General features: G+C 64.7%; 16 protein-coding genes. 7 read left to right on the plus strand and 9 right to left on the minus strand.

What is annotated here, in order from left to right:
• Positions 1-240: 240 nt before the first annotated feature.
• From NFW05_RS02480 to NFW05_RS02490, 3 genes are all read left to right on the plus strand, one after another.
• Positions 241-1,635 carry an FAD-linked oxidase C-terminal domain-containing protein gene (locus tag NFW05_RS02480; protein ID WP_295302497.1) on the plus strand — a complete coding sequence of 465 codons (1,395 nt, stop codon included), beginning with the start codon at positions 241-243 and terminating at the stop codon, positions 1,633-1,635.
• Positions 1,636-1,851: 216 nt separating this feature from the next.
• Positions 1,852-2,658 (plus strand): class I SAM-dependent methyltransferase, encoded by an 807-nt coding sequence (locus tag NFW05_RS02485; RefSeq protein WP_295302499.1) that lies wholly within the window; start codon positions 1,852-1,854, stop codon positions 2,656-2,658.
• A 36-nt stretch (positions 2,659-2,694) separates the two neighbouring features.
• The gene (locus tag NFW05_RS02490) at positions 2,695-3,177 is read left to right on the plus strand and encodes a PhaM family polyhydroxyalkanoate granule multifunctional regulatory protein (RefSeq protein WP_295302501.1); all 483 of its coding nucleotides are present in this window, start codon (positions 2,695-2,697) and stop codon (positions 3,175-3,177) included.
• Positions 3,178-3,228: 51 nt separating this feature from the next.
• Here the strand turns inward: NFW05_RS02490 and NFW05_RS02495 are convergent, their stop codons facing one another.
• From NFW05_RS02495 to NFW05_RS02530, 8 genes are all read right to left on the minus strand, one after another.
• Positions 3,229-4,395, minus strand: coding sequence for a CaiB/BaiF CoA-transferase family protein (locus tag NFW05_RS02495; RefSeq protein WP_295302503.1), 1,167 nt, complete (start codon positions 4,393-4,395; stop codon positions 3,229-3,231).
• Positions 4,395-4,880: a hypothetical protein gene (locus NFW05_RS02500; RefSeq protein WP_295302505.1), complete on the minus strand. Its 486-nt coding sequence runs from the start codon at positions 4,878-4,880 to the stop codon at positions 4,395-4,397. Before NFW05_RS02500 ends, NFW05_RS02495 begins: the two co-directional genes overlap by 1 nt.
• Positions 4,881-5,022: 142 nt before the next feature.
• A complete protein-coding gene (locus NFW05_RS02505; protein WP_295302506.1) occupies positions 5,023-5,835 on the minus strand; it encodes an ABC transporter ATP-binding protein in 813 nt (270 codons plus the stop codon).
• Between the two features lie 128 nt (positions 5,836-5,963).
• Positions 5,964-7,301 (minus strand): ABC transporter substrate-binding protein, encoded by a 1,338-nt coding sequence (locus NFW05_RS02510; RefSeq protein ID WP_295302508.1) that lies wholly within the window; start codon positions 7,299-7,301, stop codon positions 5,964-5,966.
• A 67-nt stretch (positions 7,302-7,368) separates the two neighbouring features.
• Positions 7,369-8,445, minus strand: coding sequence for a branched-chain amino acid ABC transporter permease (locus NFW05_RS02515; protein WP_295302509.1), 1,077 nt, complete (start codon positions 8,443-8,445; stop codon positions 7,369-7,371).
• Between the two features lie 15 nt (positions 8,446-8,460).
• Positions 8,461-9,390, minus strand: coding sequence for a branched-chain amino acid ABC transporter permease (locus NFW05_RS02520; protein WP_295302511.1), 930 nt, complete (start codon positions 9,388-9,390; stop codon positions 8,461-8,463).
• Positions 9,391-9,401: 11 nt separating this feature from the next.
• Complete coding sequence (locus NFW05_RS02525; RefSeq protein ID WP_295302512.1) at positions 9,402-10,181, minus strand: ABC transporter ATP-binding protein; 780 nt, start codon at positions 10,179-10,181, stop codon at positions 9,402-9,404.
• Positions 10,178-12,139, minus strand: coding sequence for an AMP-binding protein (locus NFW05_RS02530; RefSeq protein ID WP_295302567.1), 1,962 nt, complete (start codon positions 12,137-12,139; stop codon positions 10,178-10,180). Before NFW05_RS02530 ends, NFW05_RS02525 begins: the two co-directional genes overlap by 4 nt.
• Positions 12,140-12,359: 220 nt before the next feature.
• On the opposite strand from NFW05_RS02530, the gene NFW05_RS02535 reads away from it, so the two are divergent.
• From NFW05_RS02535 to NFW05_RS02550, 4 genes are all read left to right on the plus strand, one after another.
• Positions 12,360-13,034: a Crp/Fnr family transcriptional regulator gene (locus tag NFW05_RS02535; RefSeq protein WP_295302514.1), complete on the plus strand. Its 675-nt coding sequence runs from the start codon at positions 12,360-12,362 to the stop codon at positions 13,032-13,034.
• A gap of 233 nt (positions 13,035-13,267) precedes the next feature.
• Positions 13,268-13,588 carry a DUF485 domain-containing protein gene (locus tag NFW05_RS02540; RefSeq protein WP_295302516.1) on the plus strand — a complete coding sequence of 107 codons (321 nt, stop codon included), beginning with the start codon at positions 13,268-13,270 and terminating at the stop codon, positions 13,586-13,588.
• Positions 13,585-15,249, plus strand: a complete 1,665-nt coding sequence (locus NFW05_RS02545) for a cation acetate symporter (protein WP_295302517.1) — start codon at positions 13,585-13,587, stop codon at positions 15,247-15,249. The genes NFW05_RS02540 and NFW05_RS02545 overlap by 4 nt, the downstream gene beginning before the upstream one ends.
• A gap of 206 nt (positions 15,250-15,455) precedes the next feature.
• Complete coding sequence (locus tag NFW05_RS02550; protein ID WP_295302519.1) at positions 15,456-16,823, plus strand: carbonic anhydrase; 1,368 nt, start codon at positions 15,456-15,458, stop codon at positions 16,821-16,823.
• A 312-nt stretch (positions 16,824-17,135) separates the two neighbouring features.
• On the opposite strand, the gene NFW05_RS02555 is transcribed toward NFW05_RS02550, so the two are convergent.
• Positions 17,136-18,251, minus strand: a complete 1,116-nt coding sequence (locus tag NFW05_RS02555; protein ID WP_295302527.1) for an integron integrase — start codon at positions 18,249-18,251, stop codon at positions 17,136-17,138.
• Positions 18,252-18,345 lie beyond the last annotated feature (94 nt).

Here is an 18,345-nt window from a genome sequence, read left to right on the forward strand (position 1 = left end):
GCAGAGCCGTCAGATTTACAGTCTGATCCCGTTGACCACTTGGGTATCCCTCCAGCTCGGAACACGTAATTTTGCCGCGCGAATCGCCGGCTGTCAAATGGATTTTTGGCGCCCGGACGCCTGGCGAGACCCGCCGTGCCTCGTCGAAGGCCGCGATCGCGTCGGCACTCGATGCGCGACGGCGTACAATCTTGCGCTTCCGTTCATCCCCCGACCACGCGAGTCATCGCGGAGGCGTCCATGCACCACTCCTCCAATCCCCTTCCGGCCCGACTGGCCAGCGAGTTGCAGAACCGCTTCGGCGAACGCTTCTCGCAGGGCGAGTCGCTGCGCGCTCAACATGGGCGCGACGAGTCGATCCATCGGCCCGCGCCGCCCGATGGCGTCGTCTTTCCGGAGAGCACCGAAGAGGTCTCCGCCATCGCCCGGCTCTGTCACGAGCAGCGCTATCCGATGATTCCCTACGGGGCCGGCAGCTCGGTTGAGGGACAGGTCCTCGCCATCCATGGAGGGCTCAGCATCAGCCTGGCGCGCATGAACCGGATCGTCGAGACGCGCATCGACGATCTCGACGCGACCGTCGAAGCAGGCGTGACGCGCCTGCAACTCAATGCCGCGCTCAGGGAATGTGGGGTCTTTTTTCCGATCGATCCCGGGGCCGACGCCTCGCTCGGCGGCATGGCAGCGACACGCGCGTCCGGAACCAACGCCGTACGCTACGGCACGATGCGCGAGAACGTTCTCGGGCTGACCGCGGTGCTCGCCGACGGGCGGGTGCTCAGGGCCGGCGGCCGGGCGCGGAAGTCCTCGGCAGGCTACGATCTCGCCCGCCTGATGATTGGTTCCGAAGGAACGCTTGGCGTGATCACCGAACTGACCGTTCGCCTCCACCCGGTGCCCGAGGCGATCTCTTCAGCGGTATGCACCTTTCCCGGTGTCGACCAGGCGGTCAGGACGGTGATCGGGACGATCCAGTGTGGAGTGCCCGTAGCCAGAATCGAGTTGGTCGACCCACTGACGCTGCGCGCGGTCAACCGCTACTCGCGTACCGAACTCAGGGAACTGCCGACACTTTTCTTCGAGTTCCATGGCAGCCCGGCGTCGGTCGCCGAGCAGGCGGCAACGGTGCAGGCCATCGCCACCGACCTCGGCGGAGAGGATTTCCAGTGGGCCACCCGCAGCGAGGACCGCAACCGCTTGTGGCACGCGCGACACACCGCGTATTTCGCGTGTCTGCAGCTTCGTCCCGGCTGCCGGGCGTTCCCGACCGATGTCTGCGTGCCGATCTCGCGCCTCGCCGAATGCATCGAACAGACCAGCCAGGACATCGCCAGGGTGTCCATCCCGATCGCACTCTTCGGTCACGTCGGCGACGGCAACTTCCACCTGGTCCTCGTCGTCGACCCCGAGGACCCCCGCGAGATGCGCGAGGCCGAGTGGATCAACGAGCGCGTCGTCGAACGTGCGCTGGGCGCGTGCGGAACCTGCAGCGGTGAGCACGGCATCGGCATCGGCAAGACCCGCTTCATGCTCGAGGAACATGGCGAGACCGCGGTGACCGTGATGCGCGCAATCAAGGCCGCTCTCGACCCCGACAATCTGCTCAACCCGGGCAAGGTCCTGCCGGCCCCCTGAGAGCTCGTGGAGGGATCGTGGCGAGCCAGCCGGAATTCCCGGCGCGACGGGGCGAACGACCAGACCAGCCCGACCGGCGAGGAGTCGTCGACGCGGCCAAACGGTCGGCGTGCGGCGGTTCCAACGGCCAGCACGGAGCGTGAACGGCGCGTGTCGTGCTCAACGGTCTTCGCTTGCGGGCCGACACCAGGCTCTGCACGACTTCGGCCATTCGCCGTGCAGCTCGCCGCCGCCGTCCTGGTCCTTTCGCTGGCCTGGCCTTACTACGGCATTCGCGGCGAGCCGCTGCCCTGGCCGGCGACAGCGGGTGTGATAGGCGGCGTCGCGCTGTTGCTCGCCACGCTCGCCGGGCACCGCTGGTGGTGGCGCGTGATCCATCTCTGTTTCACTCCCCTGGCCTGGGGTGTCTTGCAGCTGGCCATCGCCCCGGGGTGGTTCCTGCTCTCTTTCGTGCTCCTCGCACTGGTCTATCGAGGCGCCGCCTCCGGCCAGGTGCCGCTTTACCCGTCGAGTCGGGCGACGGTGGCGGCAATCTCCGGGATCACCGCGGAGTTGCCCCGCATGCACCTGCTCGATCTGGGTGCCGGAATCGGTAGCGTGGTCGTCGCTCTCGCTCGGCGACGGCCCGACTGCCACACGACCGGAATCGAGAATGCCCCGGCGAGCTGGCTGCTCGGAAAGCTCAGAGCCCGCAGGTTGCCGAACTGCGACTTCTTCTGGGGAGACCTGTGGCACGCCGAACTGGCGCGATTCGACGTGGTCTATGCCTACCTGTCCCCCGCTCCGATGGCGGTGTTGTGGACGAAAATCCGCGGCGAGATGCGTGCCGGCGGACTGTTCATCAGCAACAGTTTTCCCGTGCCCGACGTCGAGCCCAGTTTCGTCGTCGAGGTGAACGATCCGCGTGACACCCGGCTCTACTGTTACCGCATCGCGCCCGACCCGTGCTCAGTCTCGAGGCCAGCCCGGCCCGACGCGGGAAGGCAGACAGCAGAGCCGGCCGGGAATGAGAAACTTTGCTAAGATGGCACATTGCCCACCGACCAGCGGAGCAGCGACATGGCCAATCAACCTTCAGTCCCCGACCCTCTAGGCTTCGCCAGGAAACTCTGGGGAAACATGGGGCTTTCATTGCCCGGCATGGTTACTCCGACGCTTGACGTCGAGGAGCTCGAGAAGAAGATCAGCGACCTCAGGGCCGTGGAGAACTGGCTCAAGATGAATCTCTCGATGCTCCAGATGACCATCCAGGGGCTCGAGATGCAGTGCATCACGCTCAATGCGGTGCGTGCGATGGGGCAGATGGCCAGTGGTGCTCACCCGGGGGCCGAAGCAAGCCAGGGTGCGACCGCCGGGAACGACATTCTCAAGCAGGCGGCGCTCTGGCCGTGGAACCTCATGCAGCAGCTGCAGGAACAGATGCAGCAGGCTGCCGCAGCAGCCCGCGCACTGCCGGCCGCCGACAACGGCAAGCCGGCCGTGTCCGCCAGCGAAGGTCTGCCGGCCCGTCCACTGAAGGGGGCTCCCGAGCAACAACGCTGAGAGGCTGCGCCGCACTTCGCGGCGCGTTGGCGGCGCTTTCCACGCAAACCCTCAGATGATCGCCGCCTCGCGCAGCGCGGCGATTTCGCCGTCGCTGAAGCCGGCCTCGCCGAGGATTTCCTCGCTGTGCTCGCCCGGAGACGGCGCACGGCGTTCGACGTCGAAGGACCAGCCCGAGAGTTTCAGTGGCGGCGCGAACTGCCGGACTCCGTCGGCGAATACCTCCATCCCGCGTGCCCGGAAATGCGGATGGGCGAGCGCCTCCGCGAGGTCGAGAACGGGCGTCACGCAGCAGTCGAGACCGGCGAACAGTGCGCACCATTCCGCGAGGCTTCGCCTGGTGACGAGGGCAGCGATTTCGCCACGAAGGGCGAGTGCAGCCGGACCCCGCGCGCCATGCAGCCTTTTCCATTCGGGGTGCTCGAGCGCGTCACAGAAGACGTCCCAGAACTTCCGTTCGAGCGGCGCGACCGCCAAGTAGCGACCATCGGCTGTCGCGTACACGCTGTACCCCGCGTCGCCGCCACTCAGCGTGTCCGCGCCTCGCTCGCGGACGGATCCCTCGCTCTGCAAGGCGAAGAACGGGAAAAGGTTGTGGGCCAGGGCCGCCTCGCTCATCGCGACGTCTACGAAGCGCCCGCGGCCGCTGCGGCGCGCATCGAAGAGGGCGGCCAGAATCCCCATCGCCGCAGTCATCGCGCCGCCGAGCAGATCACCGATCTGGAAGTTGGGAATCGCCGGCGCCCCCCCCTGGACCCCGATCTGATCGAGAACTCCGGCCAGGCCAATGTAGTTCAGATCATGTCCGGCGGCCGCGGCCAACGGTCCGTTCTGACCATAGCCGGTGATCGCGCAGTACACGAGCGCCGGATTGAGCTCGTGCAACACAACATAGCCGATGCCCAGCCGGTCGCTGACGCCCGGCCGGAAACTCTCGACGACGACGTCAGCCTGACGGACCAGCCGCAGAAACGCTTCGCGACCGGACGGCTGCTTGAGGTCGAGGCGCAGGCCGCGCTTGTTGCGATTGACACAGCGGTACAGCACGCTGACACCCTCGGGGCCCTTGCCGAGAGTCCGCGCGTAGTCGCCCGCCCCGTGGTCCTCGATCTTCACGACATCGGCGCCCATGTCGGCCAGATGCAGGGTGGCGACAGGACCAGGCAACAGCCGCGTCAGATCGAGAACCCTCACCCCGCTCAGCGGACCACCGCTCATCAGTCCTCCCGACAACGCTCGAGCCAGCTCGCTTGCATGTCGATCAGCGCCCCCTTGCGCAACGGCTGATCAAGGAACTGCCCTCTGTAAAGCCACCCGGCGGTTCCGTGCTGCTCTGCCCACGGCGTCTCCCAGTCGACGACGGAGACCTGGACACGCAGGACCGTGACTTCACCAACCTCCGGGGCGCTGGCCACGCACGGCAACGATTGGGCCACGCGAAGATGATCGGCGCGGCTGTACGCGGAGACCGGCTTGCCGATCTCCGGGCAGAGACCGGCGACCCTCTGCTCGCGCGAAATTCCGGCGAGCGTTCCCTTGAGCCAGTAAACCGGTGTTCTGATGATTCGCCCCAAGCCTCCCTCGCGGAAAATCACGCAATCCCCGATCCGCATGTCCGCCGGTCTGCCCGCCGAAACGGCCTCGTCAGCGATCGTCGAAGCCGCGACCAGCGCGGTACACACCCCCCAGAGCACAGTTCTCAATCCGCACATCCAGCCTGTAGCTCAACAAAGCCTCACCTTTCTGCCGCGAGGACGCCAGCCCGACCGTTTGTCCCGGATCGCCGGCGAAAGGCACGGCGACTCAGGTTTCCCGGCCCGCCGCCAGTGAAACCGCGAGCATCGATCACGACAGCCAGCGCTTGCGACGACGATAGTGCTTGACGTCGCGAAAGCTCTTCCGTCCACCCGAAGCCAGCCCGAGATAGAACTCCTTGACGTCCTCGTTGGTCGCCAGTTCGCCGGCCAAGCCTTCCATCACCACCCGGCCGTTTTCGAGAATGTACCCGAAATCCGCGTAGCGCAGCGCCATACTCGTGTTCTGTTCGGCGAGCAGAAAGGTGACTCGCTCCTTCTGGTTGAGATCCCGGACGATGCTGAACACCTCGTCGACGACCTGCGGCGCAAGTCCCATCGACGGCTCGTCGAGCAGGACCATTCGCGGATTGGCCATCAGCGCACGACCAATCGCGCACATCTGCTGCTCGCCGCCGGAAGTGTACGCTGCCTGACTGCCACGGCGAGTCTTGAGGCGCGGGAAGTAGGCATAGACCTTGTCGAGCGTCTCGGCGACCGCGACCTTCCCGTCACGGCGCGTATAGGCGCCGGCGAGCAGATTCTCCTCGATGCTCAGGTGGGCGAAACAGTGACGTCCCTCCATCACCTGAATCACTCCCCGCCTCACCAGATCGGCCGGAGTCAGCGCCTCGATCCGCTCATCGCGCAGCTCGATGGTCCCCTTGGTCACCTCACCGCGCTCCCCACGCAGCAGATTGCTGACCGCGCGCAGCGTCGTCGTCTTTCCCGCGCCGTTGCCGCCGAGCAGGGCGACGATCCCGCCCTCGGGAACACTGAACGAAACGCCCTTGAGCACCAGGATCACATGGTTGTAGATGACCTCGATACTGTTGACGCGGAGCAACGAGGGAGAGGTACTCATCGCAGGTGTTCACCCGTTTGTCTGAAGCGGACACGCTTGACGGCGTGGGAATCGGGCATCGACCGGTCGCAACCGGCCGCGGCCCCCGACTGGCGGATCCAGGCCCGCCGGCCGATGAGTTGAAGCGCCTACTTTCTGCACTCTTCCGGCGTGCGCGGCTTGAGCTTCTTCTCCTCGGCATACTTGCTCGAGGCGAGCATGACCATCGGCCGGACGACCTTTTCGTCGGCCTGATACCAGTCCGAGCTGAACTCCCACTTGCTGCCGTTCCAGGTATGGACGCGCACCCACGACGACCCCATGTGGTCGAGACACGAAGTCTGCACCGGGCGCATCACGCCGGCGAAACCCAGGGCATCGAGAGACTTCTGGTCGAGATTGAGGTTCTCGAGACCCCAGCGCACCTGCTCGCCGGTCATCACCTTGCCCTTGCCGAAGCGTTCCTGCGCCTTGCGCACGCCCTCGACCGCGAGCATCGCCGAGATCAGCCCGCGCATGTACAGCACCTGACCGACCTCGTCCTTCGGTCCGGTGCCCTGACCCTTCGCGTAGACGAGGTCGAGAACCTCCCTGACCACCTTCGAACCGGGCTCGGCGCCATGTTGCAGGGTCAATGCGCTGTAGCCCTTGGCGCCTTCGGCGACGTCCTTGACGTCCGGCTCGGCGCCGGCCCACCAGATGCCCATCATCCGGTCACGCGGGTAGCCGGTCGCCTGCGCCTCGCGCAGCGCCGTCGAGTTCATCACCCCCCAGCCCCAGAGCAGCACGTAGTCGGGTTTCTGCTGGCGAATCTGCAGCCAGGTCGCCTTCTGCTCGACTCCCGGATGCGCGACCGGCAGCAGCAGCACGTCGAAACCGTAGGTCTTGCCCAGTTCCTGCAGGATCTGGATCGGCTCCTTGCCGTAGGGACTGTCGTGATAGACGAGCGCGACCTTCTTGCCCTTGAGCTTGGCGAGACCGCCCTCCTTCTTGGCGATATGCTGGATGGCGACGTCGGCGCCGACCCAGTAGGTGCCGAGCAACGGGAAGTTCCAGGTGAACACGGCGCCGTTCTGCGACTCGCTGCGCCCATAGCCGGCGGTGATCAGCGGGATCTTGTCCACCGGCGCCTTCTCGGTCAGTGCAAAGGTGATCCCCGTGGACAGCGGCTGAAACACCGTGCCACCGCCGTTCTTGCCTTTGAGTCGTTCGTAGCACTCGACTCCACGGTCCGTCGCGTAGGCCGTTTCGCACTCCTCGAACGACACCTTGACACCGTTGATCCCGCCGCGCGCATTGGTCAGTTTCAGGTAATCGACGTAACCGTTCGCCCACTGGCTGCCGTTCGCCGAATAGGCACCGGTGCGATAGACGAGCACCGGAAAGAACTGCTCCTTCGCCTGAGCGAACGCTGCCGACGCGTTGAACAACGACGAGAGGACAGCGGCGGTCGCCGATGCCCCGATGACGATCTGGCGCATGTTCATCAGTGTCTCCTCTGTTGATAGTCGAAGCGTGGGCGGCGATGGCGTCCCCGACGCCGGCGCCGGCCGTTCAGTGCGGAAATGGCCACAGCCGCAGTTTCTCCTTGCCGGTCGACCACAGACGGGCCAGACCGTGGGGCTCCTTGATCAGGAAGAAGACGATCAGCACCCCGAAAACGATCAGCTCGGCGTGCGCGACGCCGGCGGTGGACACCGTCACGCCGAGCAGGCGTCCCAACGCAGGCAGGAACTGGTTGAGCGCGATCGGCAGGACGACGATGAAGGCGGCGCCGAAGAAGCTGCCCATGATCGAGCCAAGACCGCCGATGATGACCATGAACAGCAACTGGAAGGAGCGGTCGACGGAGAACGCAGCCGGCTCCCACGACGCGAGATGGACGAAGCCCCAGAGCGCGCCAGCAATGCCGACGAAGAACGAGCTGACCGCGAAGGCCGACAGCTTGGCGACCATCGGCCGGATGCCGATCACCTCGGCGGCGACGTCCATGTCGCGGATCGCCATCCATTGCCTGCCGGCCGCGCAGCGCGTCATGTTCTTCGCCAGCAGCGCGAAGACGGTCAGCCAGGAGAGACAGAACAGGTACTTGTCGATCGGTTCGGCGATCTGCCAGCCGAGGATCTGCAGGTTGGCGACCGAAACCGATCCCGATGACGAATAGTTGGTGAACCACGGTACGCGGAGGAACACCCAGTCGGTCAGGAATTGCGCGGCCAGAGTCGCCACGGCCAGATAGAGACCGCGCACGCGCAGGCTCGGAATGCCGAAGACGATACCAACGAGCGCGGCCGCGACGCCTCCGAACAGCAGGGTCAGCAACAGTGGCAGGCCTTCGATCCGGATGTGGAAGTTGTACGCTGCGTAGGCGCCGACGGCCATGAAGGCACCAGCGCCGAGCGTGATCTGGCCGCAGTAGCCGACGAGGATGTTCACCCCGAGCGCGGCGAGCGAGAGGATCAGGAAGGGTATGAGGATCGCGCGCAGCAAGTATTCGTCGACGAACAGCGGCACGCCGAGGAAAGCGAAAGCGAGGATCGCCAGAATCGCCCAGCGGTCCTGGGCGATCGGGAAGGTCTGCTGGTCGGCAGCGTAGGTGGTCTTGAACTGTCCGTTTTCCCGATACAGCATCGGCGTCCCCCGTGCTCAGACGCGGTCGATGATCTTCTCGCCGAACAGACCTTGCGGCCTGAACAGCAGGAAGACCAACGCCAGCTGGTAAGAGAACCAGATCTCGATACCCCCGCCGATGTACGGCCCGAGGTAGACCTCCGAGAGCTTCTCGCCGACGCCGATGATCAGGCCGCCAATGATCGCACCGGGGACCGAAGTCAGGCCACCGAGGATCACCACCGGCAGCGCGCGCAGTGCAACCGTCGCCAGCGAGAACTGTACACCGAGTTTCGACCCCCAGATGATCCCCGCGACGAGAGCGACGAGGCCGGCCACGAACCAGACGATCACCCAGATGCGGCCGAGCGGGATGCCGATCGACTGCGCCGCCTGATGGTCGTCGGCAACCGCGCGCAGGGCCCTGCCCGTCGACGTTTTCTGAAAGAACAGGGCGAGCAGCGCGACGAGCAGCGCCGCGACCAGCGCCGCGACGAAGTCCTCCTTGTTGATCAGCAGACCACCCTCGAAGCTTCCCTCGAGGATCAGCACCGGATCCTTGGGCATCCCGACGTCGATCTTGTAAACCTCGGTACCGAAGACGCTGGTGCCGACCCCCTCGAGCACGTAGGCTACTCCCAGCGTGGCCATCAGCAGAGTCGCCCCTTCCTGATTGACGAGATGGCGCAACACGAACCGCTCGACAAGCCAGGCGACGACGAACATCAACGCACCGGCAACGACGAACGCCAGCGTGTTGCCGAGCACGCGACCGTCGATCCCCAAGCACTCGGGAATCCACACGGACAGGCGCGCCATCGCCAGCGCGGCGAAGAGCACCATCGCTCCCTGCGCGAAGTTGAACACCCCGGAAGCCTTGAAGATCAGCACGAATCCGAGCGCGACCAGCGAGTAGAGCATGCCGGCCATCAGGCCGCCGATCAGTGTCTCGAAAAAGAAACCCATCGCCCTGCTCCTCAATGAGTCGCACCGAGGTACGCGCTGATCACTTCCGGGTTGGCGCGCACGTCGTCCGGAATCCCGTCGCCGATCTTGCGCCCGTAGTCGAGGACGACGACCCGGTCGGAGATGTCCATGACCACGCCCATGTCGTGTTCGATGAGTACGATCGTCGTTCCGAGCTGGTCGTTGACATCGAGAATGAAACGGCACATGTCCTGCTTTTCCTCGACGTTCATCCCGGCCATCGGTTCGTCGAGCAGCAGGATGCTCGGCTCCATGGCCAGCGCCCGCCCGAGGTCGACGCGCTTCTGCAGGCCGTACGGCAGGCGCCCGACCGGCGTCTTGCGGACATGCTGGATTTCGAGGAAGTCGATGATCTGCTCGACGCGTTCGCGATGGGCCAGTTCCTCGCGCCTCGCCGGCCCCCACCAGATCGCCTGCTGGAACAGGTTGCTGGCGATCCTGAGGTTGCGCCCGGCCATGATGTTGTCGAGGACGCTCATTCCCCGGAACAGCGCGATGTTCTGGAAGGTGCGCGACATCCCGGCCCGTGCCGCCTTGTACGGAGTCATTCTGGTAAAGCGCTGGCCGCGCAGAACGATCTCGCCCTGCTGCGGCCGATAGACTCCGTTGATCACGTTGAGCATGGAACTCTTGCCGGCACCATTCGGGCCGATGATCGCGCGAATCTCACGTTCCCGGACGTCGAAGGAAATCTCGGTCAGCGCCTTGACGCCACCGAACGACAGCGACACCTTCTGCAGGTCGAGAACGACTTCGCCGCCGGCATTCATCGGCCACTCCTCGCCGAGGAAGCGAAGGTCTTCACGTCCCGGATCGCGAGGTCGGCAGCGACCTTGCCCTGCCGTCCGTCCTCGAAACGCACCGCCGTCTCGATGAACTGACTCGCGCTTCCCGAGTAGAGCGCGTCGATCAGTACCGCGTACTTCTCGGCGACGAAATTGCGGCGCACCTTGCGCGTTCGCGTCAGTTCGTCGTCGTCGGGATCGAGTTCCTTGTGCAGAATCAGGAAGCGGTGCACCTGCGAGTCGGCCAGCGCCCCTTCACTGGCCAGTTCTCCGTTGACCCGCTCGATGCACTCCCGGACCAGTTCATGGACCTCGGGCTTCGCCGCCAGGTCGGTATAGCCCGAATACGCGATGCCGCGGCGCTCGGCCCAGTTGCCGACCGCACCGACGTCGATGTTGATGAACGCGCAGACCATCTCCCGGCCATTGCCGAAGGCGACGGCCTCCTTGACATGAGGAAAGAACTTGAGCTTGTTTTCGATGTAGTTCGGGGCGAACATCGCCCCGTTCGCCAGTCGGCCGACGTCCTTCGCGCGGTCGATGATCTTCAGGTGCCCGTCGTCGTCGAACAGCCCGGCGTCTCCGGTCATGAAGTACCCCTCGTCGTTGATCGCCTCGGCGGTCGCGTCCGGACGCCGGTAATACTCGTTGAGCAGCATCGGCCCGCGAACGAGGATCTCGCCGTTGCCGGCGATCCTTACCTCGACACCCGGCGCCGGCTTGCCGACGCTGTCGAAACGGATCTCGCCGTCGGGCTGAAGGCAGACGTAAGCACAGGTCTCCGTCTGGCCATAGAGTTGCTTGAGGTTGATCCCGATCGAGCGGTAGAAGCGGAAAAGGTCGGGACCTATGGCCGCCCCGGCGGTATAAGCGACGCGAATCCGGCTCATCCCGAGGACGTTCTTCAGCGGCCCATAGACCAAGAGGTTGCCGAGCGCGTAGAGCAGACGGTCTCCGGCGGCCACCGGCCGGCGATCGAGGATCTCGGCCCCGCAGCGCCGGGCTACGGCCATGAAGAAATGGAACATCCGCTGCTTCACGATGCCCGCGTCGTCCATGCGAATCATCACCTGCGTCAGCAGATTCTCGAAGACACGCGGCGGCGCGAAATAGTAGGTCGGCCCGATCTCGCGCATGTCGGCCATCACCGTCTCCGCCGATTCCGGACAGTTGATCGTGAAGCCGGCAACCAGGGCCTGGGCAAAGGAGAACAGGTGGTCACCGACCCAGGCCATCGGCAGATAGGACAGAATGTCTTCGTCGGCAGTCAGTCGGTCGAAATCCGCGCCCCCTCTCGCCGCGGCGATGAACGCCCCGTGCGTCAGCCGAACTCCCTTCGGCCGGCCAGTCGTACCCGAGGTGTACAGCATCACACCGACCTCGTCCGCCCGTCCGGCGGCGACCTGCTCGGGGAGAAAATCGGGGTGATTCCGGTTGTGGATCCGCCCCATCTCGATCAGTTCGCGAACGTCGTGAATGAACGGCTGGGTGTAATGGCGCATGCCCCGCGGATCGTCGTAGAAGAGGTGCACGAGTTCCGGAAGCTGTTCCCGGATTTCCAGGATCTTGTCGACCTGCTCCTGATTCTCGACGAAGGCGAAACGCGCCCCAGCGTCGACCAGGGCGAAGAGCATCTCGCTGGCCACCGCGTCCTGGTAGAGGGGAACCGGCACGCCACCGAGGCACTGCGCCGCGGCCATCATCATGTACAGTCGTGGCCGGTTGTCGCCGACGATCGCCAGATGATCGCCGCGCCGGAAGCCCATCTCGGCCAGCCCCGCGGCCAGCGCACGTACGTGTTCGGCGACGTCGCGCCACGTCCAGCACTGCCAGATGCCGAGATCCTTCTCGCGCATCGCCGTGCTGCCGGCACGCACCTCGGCGTGATGAAACAGCAGGCGCGGGAACGTGTCCGGCACCTGCCCGGAAGCGATTTCCGGCATCTCGTCTCCTCCGGCGCCTTGGCCACCCGCATCGGGTGACCAGCCCCTGTCCTTGAACGCGTACAGCCCTGCCACGGCCGCTCGTGCCAGTCACCGGCAATCCGCCGGCGAGCCGGAACCTTTCAGGGAAGACGCGCCTTTCGCCTAGTGTAGACTCGGCTGGCGACTATAATTGTCTTCCAGATGACATTCCGGCGATTTCGTGACCATCAGGAGAGCGATGCAGACTCTCGATGACCTGCTGAACGCCTCGCGATGGGCGAAACAGCTGACCGCGGAGGAATTGAACCAGATCAGGAGGGACATCGTCGTGCGCACGATTCCGGCCGGAGGTTACCTGTGCATGAAAGGCGAAGCGGTCGAATACTGGACAGGGATCATCGACGGACTGACCAAGATGACCAGTCACTGGCCAACCGGCAAGGCAACCAGTTTCGTCGGCCTGTCGAGCGGCTCCTGGTTCGGTGAAGGCTCCTTGCTCAAGGACGAGCCACGTCGCTACGACGTCATCGCGCTGCGCGAGACGCGTATCGCCTGCATGAAGCGAAGCCGCTTCCACGAACTGCTCGACCACAGCATCCCGTTCAACCGCTTCGTGCTGATGCAGTTGAACGAGCGCCTGAGCCAGTTCATCGGCATGGTCGAACACGAACGACTGCTCGATCCCGACGCCCGTCTCGCCCGCTGCATCGCCTCGATGTTCAACCCGCTGCTCTACCCCGACAGCGGTATCGAATTGCACATTTCGCAGGAAGAAATCGGACTGCTCGCCGGGATCTCGCGCCAGCGGGTCAACCGCTCGCTGGCCAGGCTCGCCGAGGCTGGCCTGCTGCGTGTCGGTTACGGGACGCTGACCGTCCTCGATGTGGTCGGTCTGCGCTCGTTTGGCGACTGAAGATCGACGCCTGTCCCGGCACGACGCCATGCGCACCGCGAGGACGGAAAACCGCCCCGCACCACCCGCGCAAACGCGGCAGATCGCCGACCACGGACCACACCCGCACCCTGGGCGGAATTGAACACTCATCGCAAGTGTATTAGTATTCGCCGCGGCAAGGAGAAAATCTTGTCCGGGTTCAAGCTCGCTACGAAACCGCTTCATCAAAAAAATCAGGAGCTTGAGGAAACATGAGTAGTGTGATGTACGAGCGAATGCGGAGAAATCCGAAATTCGAGAATCTGGTCCGCCGGCGTGGGCGTTTCGCGTGGACGCTGTCAGCGATCGTCCTGATCATCTTCTACGGCTATTTCATGCTGATCGCCTTCAGCCCGGCGATGCTCGGCCAGAAAATCGCCGAAGGGTCGATGTGGCCGATCGGCTATACGGTCGAACTGATCCTGTTCATCTTCTTCTGGCTGACGACGATCGTCTACGTCCGCCGCGCCAACGGCGAGTTCGATGACCTCACCCAGGAGCTGATCCGCGAAGCGCAGAAGGAGGGCAAATGAGACATCGACTGAGTTCCGCGCTGCCCCTGCTCGTCCTGTCGAGTCTGGCGTACGCCTCTCCGGCGGTCGAAGCGACGACCAAGCAGGCGACCAACTGGCACGCGATCATCATGTTCCTGATCTTCGTCGCGCTGACCATGGGGATCACCTACTGGGCGTCGAGCCGCACCAAGACCACGGCGGACTTCTACACCGCCGGCGGCGGGATCACCGGTGTCCAGAACGGGCTGGCAATCGCCGGCGACTACATGTCGGCAGCCACGCTGCTCGGTCTGACGGCGATGACCTACGCCCAGGGTTACGACGCCTACATCTACATGCTCGCCTTCTTTGCCGGCTGGCCGATCATCCTCTTCCTGATGGCCGAACGGCTGCGCAACCTCGGGCGCTTCACGTTCGCCGACATCACCTCGTACCGGCTCGATCAGGGCAAGGTCCGGACGATGGCGGCGATCTCCTCACTGGTCGTCGTCGTCTTCTACCTGATCGCCCAGATGGTCGGTGCAGGCCAGTTGATCAAGCTGCTCTTCGGTCTCGACTACAACGTCGCGATCTTCGTCGTCGGCATCCTGATGATGATCTACGTGACCTTCGGCGGCATGGTCGCGACGACCTGGGTGCAGATCATCAAGGCGTGCATGCTGCTTTTCGGCGGTACGGTGACGCTGCTGCTGGCCTATCCGCAGTTTGGCTTCTCGTTCACCGAACTGCTGACGCAGGCCGAAGCGGTGCATAAGCTCGGCGCCAAGCTGATGGCCCCGGGCGCGCTGCTCGCCGATCCGGTGACCGCGATCTCGCTCGGCCTCGGCCTGATGTTCGGAACGGCCGGTCTGCCGCACATCCTGATGCGCTTCTTCACCGTCGGCAACGCCAAGGAAGCCCGGAAATCGGTCGTCGTCGCATCTGGTTGCGTCGCCTACTTCTTCAACGTGATCTTCCTGATGGGCCTCTGCGCGGTGATCATCGTCGGCCAGAACCCCGACTTCTTCGAAGGGGGCGACATCAAGGGCAAGCTGATCGGCGGCGGCAACATGGTCGCCATGCACCTGGCGAAAGCGGTCGGCGGCAACATGCTGCTCGGCTTCCTCGCCGCGGTGGCGTTCGCGACGATCCTCGCGGTGGTGGCTGGCCTCGCGCTCGCCGGGGCGTCGGCGATCTCGCACGACATCTACGCCCGCGTCATGCGCAAGGGACAGGCCACCGAGAAGGAAGAGATCCGCGTTTCGCGCATCGCGACGATCGGCCTCGGCCTGCTGGCCATCGTTCTGGGCATCATGTTCGAGAAGATGAACATCGCGTTCATGGTCGGTCTGGCGTTCGGCGTGGCGGCGGCCGCCAACTTCCCGGTGCTGATCCTTTCCATGTACTGGAAGGGTCTGACCACGCGCGGCGCAGTGATGGGCGGCTACGGCGGCGTGATCTCGGCCGTGTTGTTCGTCCTCTTCTCGAAGTCGGTGTGGGTGGACGTGCTCGGCAACAAGGTGGCGCTGTTCCCCTACACGCAGCCGGCGCTCTTCGCGATGCCGATCGGCTTCATCCTCGCATACATCTTCTCGGTAACCGACAGCAGCGCGCGCGCCCAGGCCGAGAAGGACGCGTTCGAGGACCAGTACGTGCGCGCCCAGACCGGATTCGGCGCATCGGGTGCCGCCAGCCACTAGGCGCCCGGCAGCATCCCGAAACCCTGGCGGAAGAGACAACCCGCCAGGGTTTTTTTTGCTCTGCAGGCAGGCTTGCCGGCCAACTCCGGGGCCGCAGACCTGACGCGAAGCGCCCCGTAATCGGCCCCTCTCGCGTGCCCGGCTAAAGTCTCCGGGTGATCGTCCGTATCCGGAATACCAAGCCCAGTCACGGACCGACCTGCTCGATGCGCCCACACCTGACCCGCCCGACCGCCTGCCTGATCGCCATGATCGCCACTGCCCCTTCGCTCGCTGCGGCCGCGTGGCAAGTAATCTCCGCAGAACCCGGGAAGCGGGTGGAGATCGACCGGACGAGCATCCGCAAGGAGGACAACGGAAAGACCGTTGCGCTTGGCCGCATCGTGCTCGAGAAGCCGATCATCGACCCGAAGACATCGTCGTCGTACCGGATCGTCCAGGCGCTCAGCCGCTACGATTGCAATTCACGCAATTACAGCACGCTCAAGCGCAGTTACTTCAAGGACGAAGGCGACCTGCTTCGTGAAGAAGAGGTCAAGGTCCAGATCGAGATGCCCGTCCGCTCGGGAATGCTCGACGACAAGCTTCTGCGCGAGGTGTGCCGGCCGAAGGCTGACGACGCGACGCTGGCCGCCAGGCGCACGGCGGACAAGGTCAACTCGGCGACTGGTGACCTGCGCAAGGCGAACGAAGCGCTCGTCCAGCAGGAAGTCAGGCGCGCCAGCATGCAGACGCCAGCAGCCGCCGATCGGCCGGTCGCCGAGGCAGTTGCCAGCCCGGTGCCGCGCCGGGCGCCGCGCGCAACCGGCGCCTCGGTGACTAGCGATACGGGCCCACCGCCAACTACCCGCACGACCCGGACGCGCACGGCGGAGAGCGGCGAACGTGGTGTTAACGCACATGTCCAGTGGGGCTACGAGGGTGACGCCGGCCCCGACAACTGGGCCAGGCTGAGCCCAGAGTACGCGACCTGCGCGAGTGGCAGACGGCAATCGCCGATCGACATTCGTGACGGCCTGCGTGTAGACCTCGAGCCGATCCAGTTCAGCTACCGACCGTCCCATTTCCGCGTGATCGACAATGGTCACACGGTACAGGTCGAGGTGGATGGCAGCAGCCTCAGTCTGCTCGGCAAGCGCTACGAGCTCGTCCAGTTCCACTTTCACCGGCCATCAGAGGAGAGGATCGACGGCAGGGCATCGGATATGGTCGCCCACCTCGTGCACAAGTCCGACGACGGCAAACTCGCGGTGCTGGCGGTGCTGCTCGAGAAAGGCAGCGAGCACCCGATCATCCAGACCGTGTGGAACCACCTGCCGCTCGAAAAGGGCGAGTACGTCGCGCCTCCTGATCCGACGATCGACGTCGCCCAGTTGTTGCCACAGGACCGGAGCTACCATACGTACATGGGATCGCTGACCACTCCTCCGTGCACCGAGGGTGTGCTCTGGTTGGTCCTCAAGCAGCGGCAGCAGATCTCGGCCGAACAGCTGGCGATCTTTGCCAGGCTCTACCGGAACAACGCCCGACCGATCCAGGCGACCTTCTCGCGGATGATCAAGGAGACGCGCTGAGCCGCAACACGGCCCGCGGCACGGGCCGCGCTCAGCGAATCGCACCGGCGAGCGGGCGGCCAGGGCAACGTTCACGGGCCGGCCATCGGCCGGGTTCATCGACCAGCACTTGCCGCCGACGATGGGCCGCGAGGCGGCGCTGTCGAGTGCGCCGGCAGAGATCTCGAATGAATCTGCTGCGCGACCGGTCTGCGCTGTTGCCCGGTCGCTCACTTCTCGCCCATCCATTTGCATGTCTCGTCGTTCGCTCGCGCCGGGCATCCCGGCCTGCTCGCAACGATTCCTTGACAACCACTCAGGCCACGGGATCGCTCATTCGACGACCGAGACTGGTGACCGGGCGGTGACACCTTCGCCATCAGGCTCGGCCAACGCAGCCTCGGCGCGAACCAACCCCGCCTGACTGCGGTCAAGCCGGCTGCCCCCGGCGATCTGTGGCAGAGTATCGAGTGGACTCTGAACTTCTCGTGCGCGCCGCTTGATCGCCTGCAGATAGACCATCGTCCTGCTCGCATGGGCGTGGCCGAGCAACTGCTGGATCGTGCGCAGGTCGTGGCCACTTTCGAGGAGATGGATGGCAAACGAATCACGCAAGGTGTGCGGTGTTGCCGGCCGGTCGACTCCTGCCGCGGCGACGGCTTTCTTCATCGCCCGCTGCAGAAGCTTGCCGTCGAGGTGATGGCGTCGCAGCTCGCCGCTGCGCGGGTCGAGCGAATGCGTCCCGGCGACGAAAACGTACTGCCATTCCCATGCGGTTCTGGCCCCAGGAGTCTTGCGCTCCACGGCGTCGGGCAGTTCCACGCCGCCCCGTCCCAGCTCCAGATCGTCGTCGAACAACTGTCGCCGACGCAAGAGGTGCTCGCCGAGGTCGAACACCAGGGCCTCGGGCAGGATGGTCGCGCGCTGCAGCGCACCCTTGCCGTCACGAATCACGATCTCCGCACGTTCGAAGTCGAGGTCCTTGACACGCAAGCGCAGAGCTTCGGTCAGGCGCATTCCCGTGCCGTACATCAGGCGGGCGAGCAGGCCATAGACGCCGTGAAGTCGATCGAGGACGCGCTGAGCCTCACGGCGCGAGAGGACTACTGGCAGACGCGGCGGTGGACTGGCGCGAACGACTTCGTCGAACTGCGGCAGCTCGCGCCCAAGCACCTCGCGGTGCAGGAAAAGCAAAGCCGACAACGCCTGCTTCTGGGTCGCCGCAGCCACCCGTCCTTCGACGGCGAGGTGCGTCAGGAAGGCCTCGACCTCTCTGGCCGTGGTTTCACCAGGATGCCGTACAGGGTCGAACAGCATGAAGCGCCGCGCCCAATGGACGTACTGCGCTTCCGTCCGCTGGCTGTAACCCTTGGCACGAATCCGTTGACGAAGTCGCTCGAGAATCCTGGCGCAAGGGAGGGCGTCGTCTGCAGCATCAGCCTTTATCATCCTGTCGACCCCCAATAAATCAGCAGTTTCTGATGGCTCGTCGACAGTATAACACCGAGGTGGACGGGTTCATCCAGCCAATCAGCCCGAAAAC

It is taken from the genome of Accumulibacter sp. (assembly GCF_023806625.1).
In the GTDB taxonomy this organism is placed as follows: Bacteria; Pseudomonadota; Gammaproteobacteria; order Burkholderiales; family Rhodocyclaceae; genus Accumulibacter.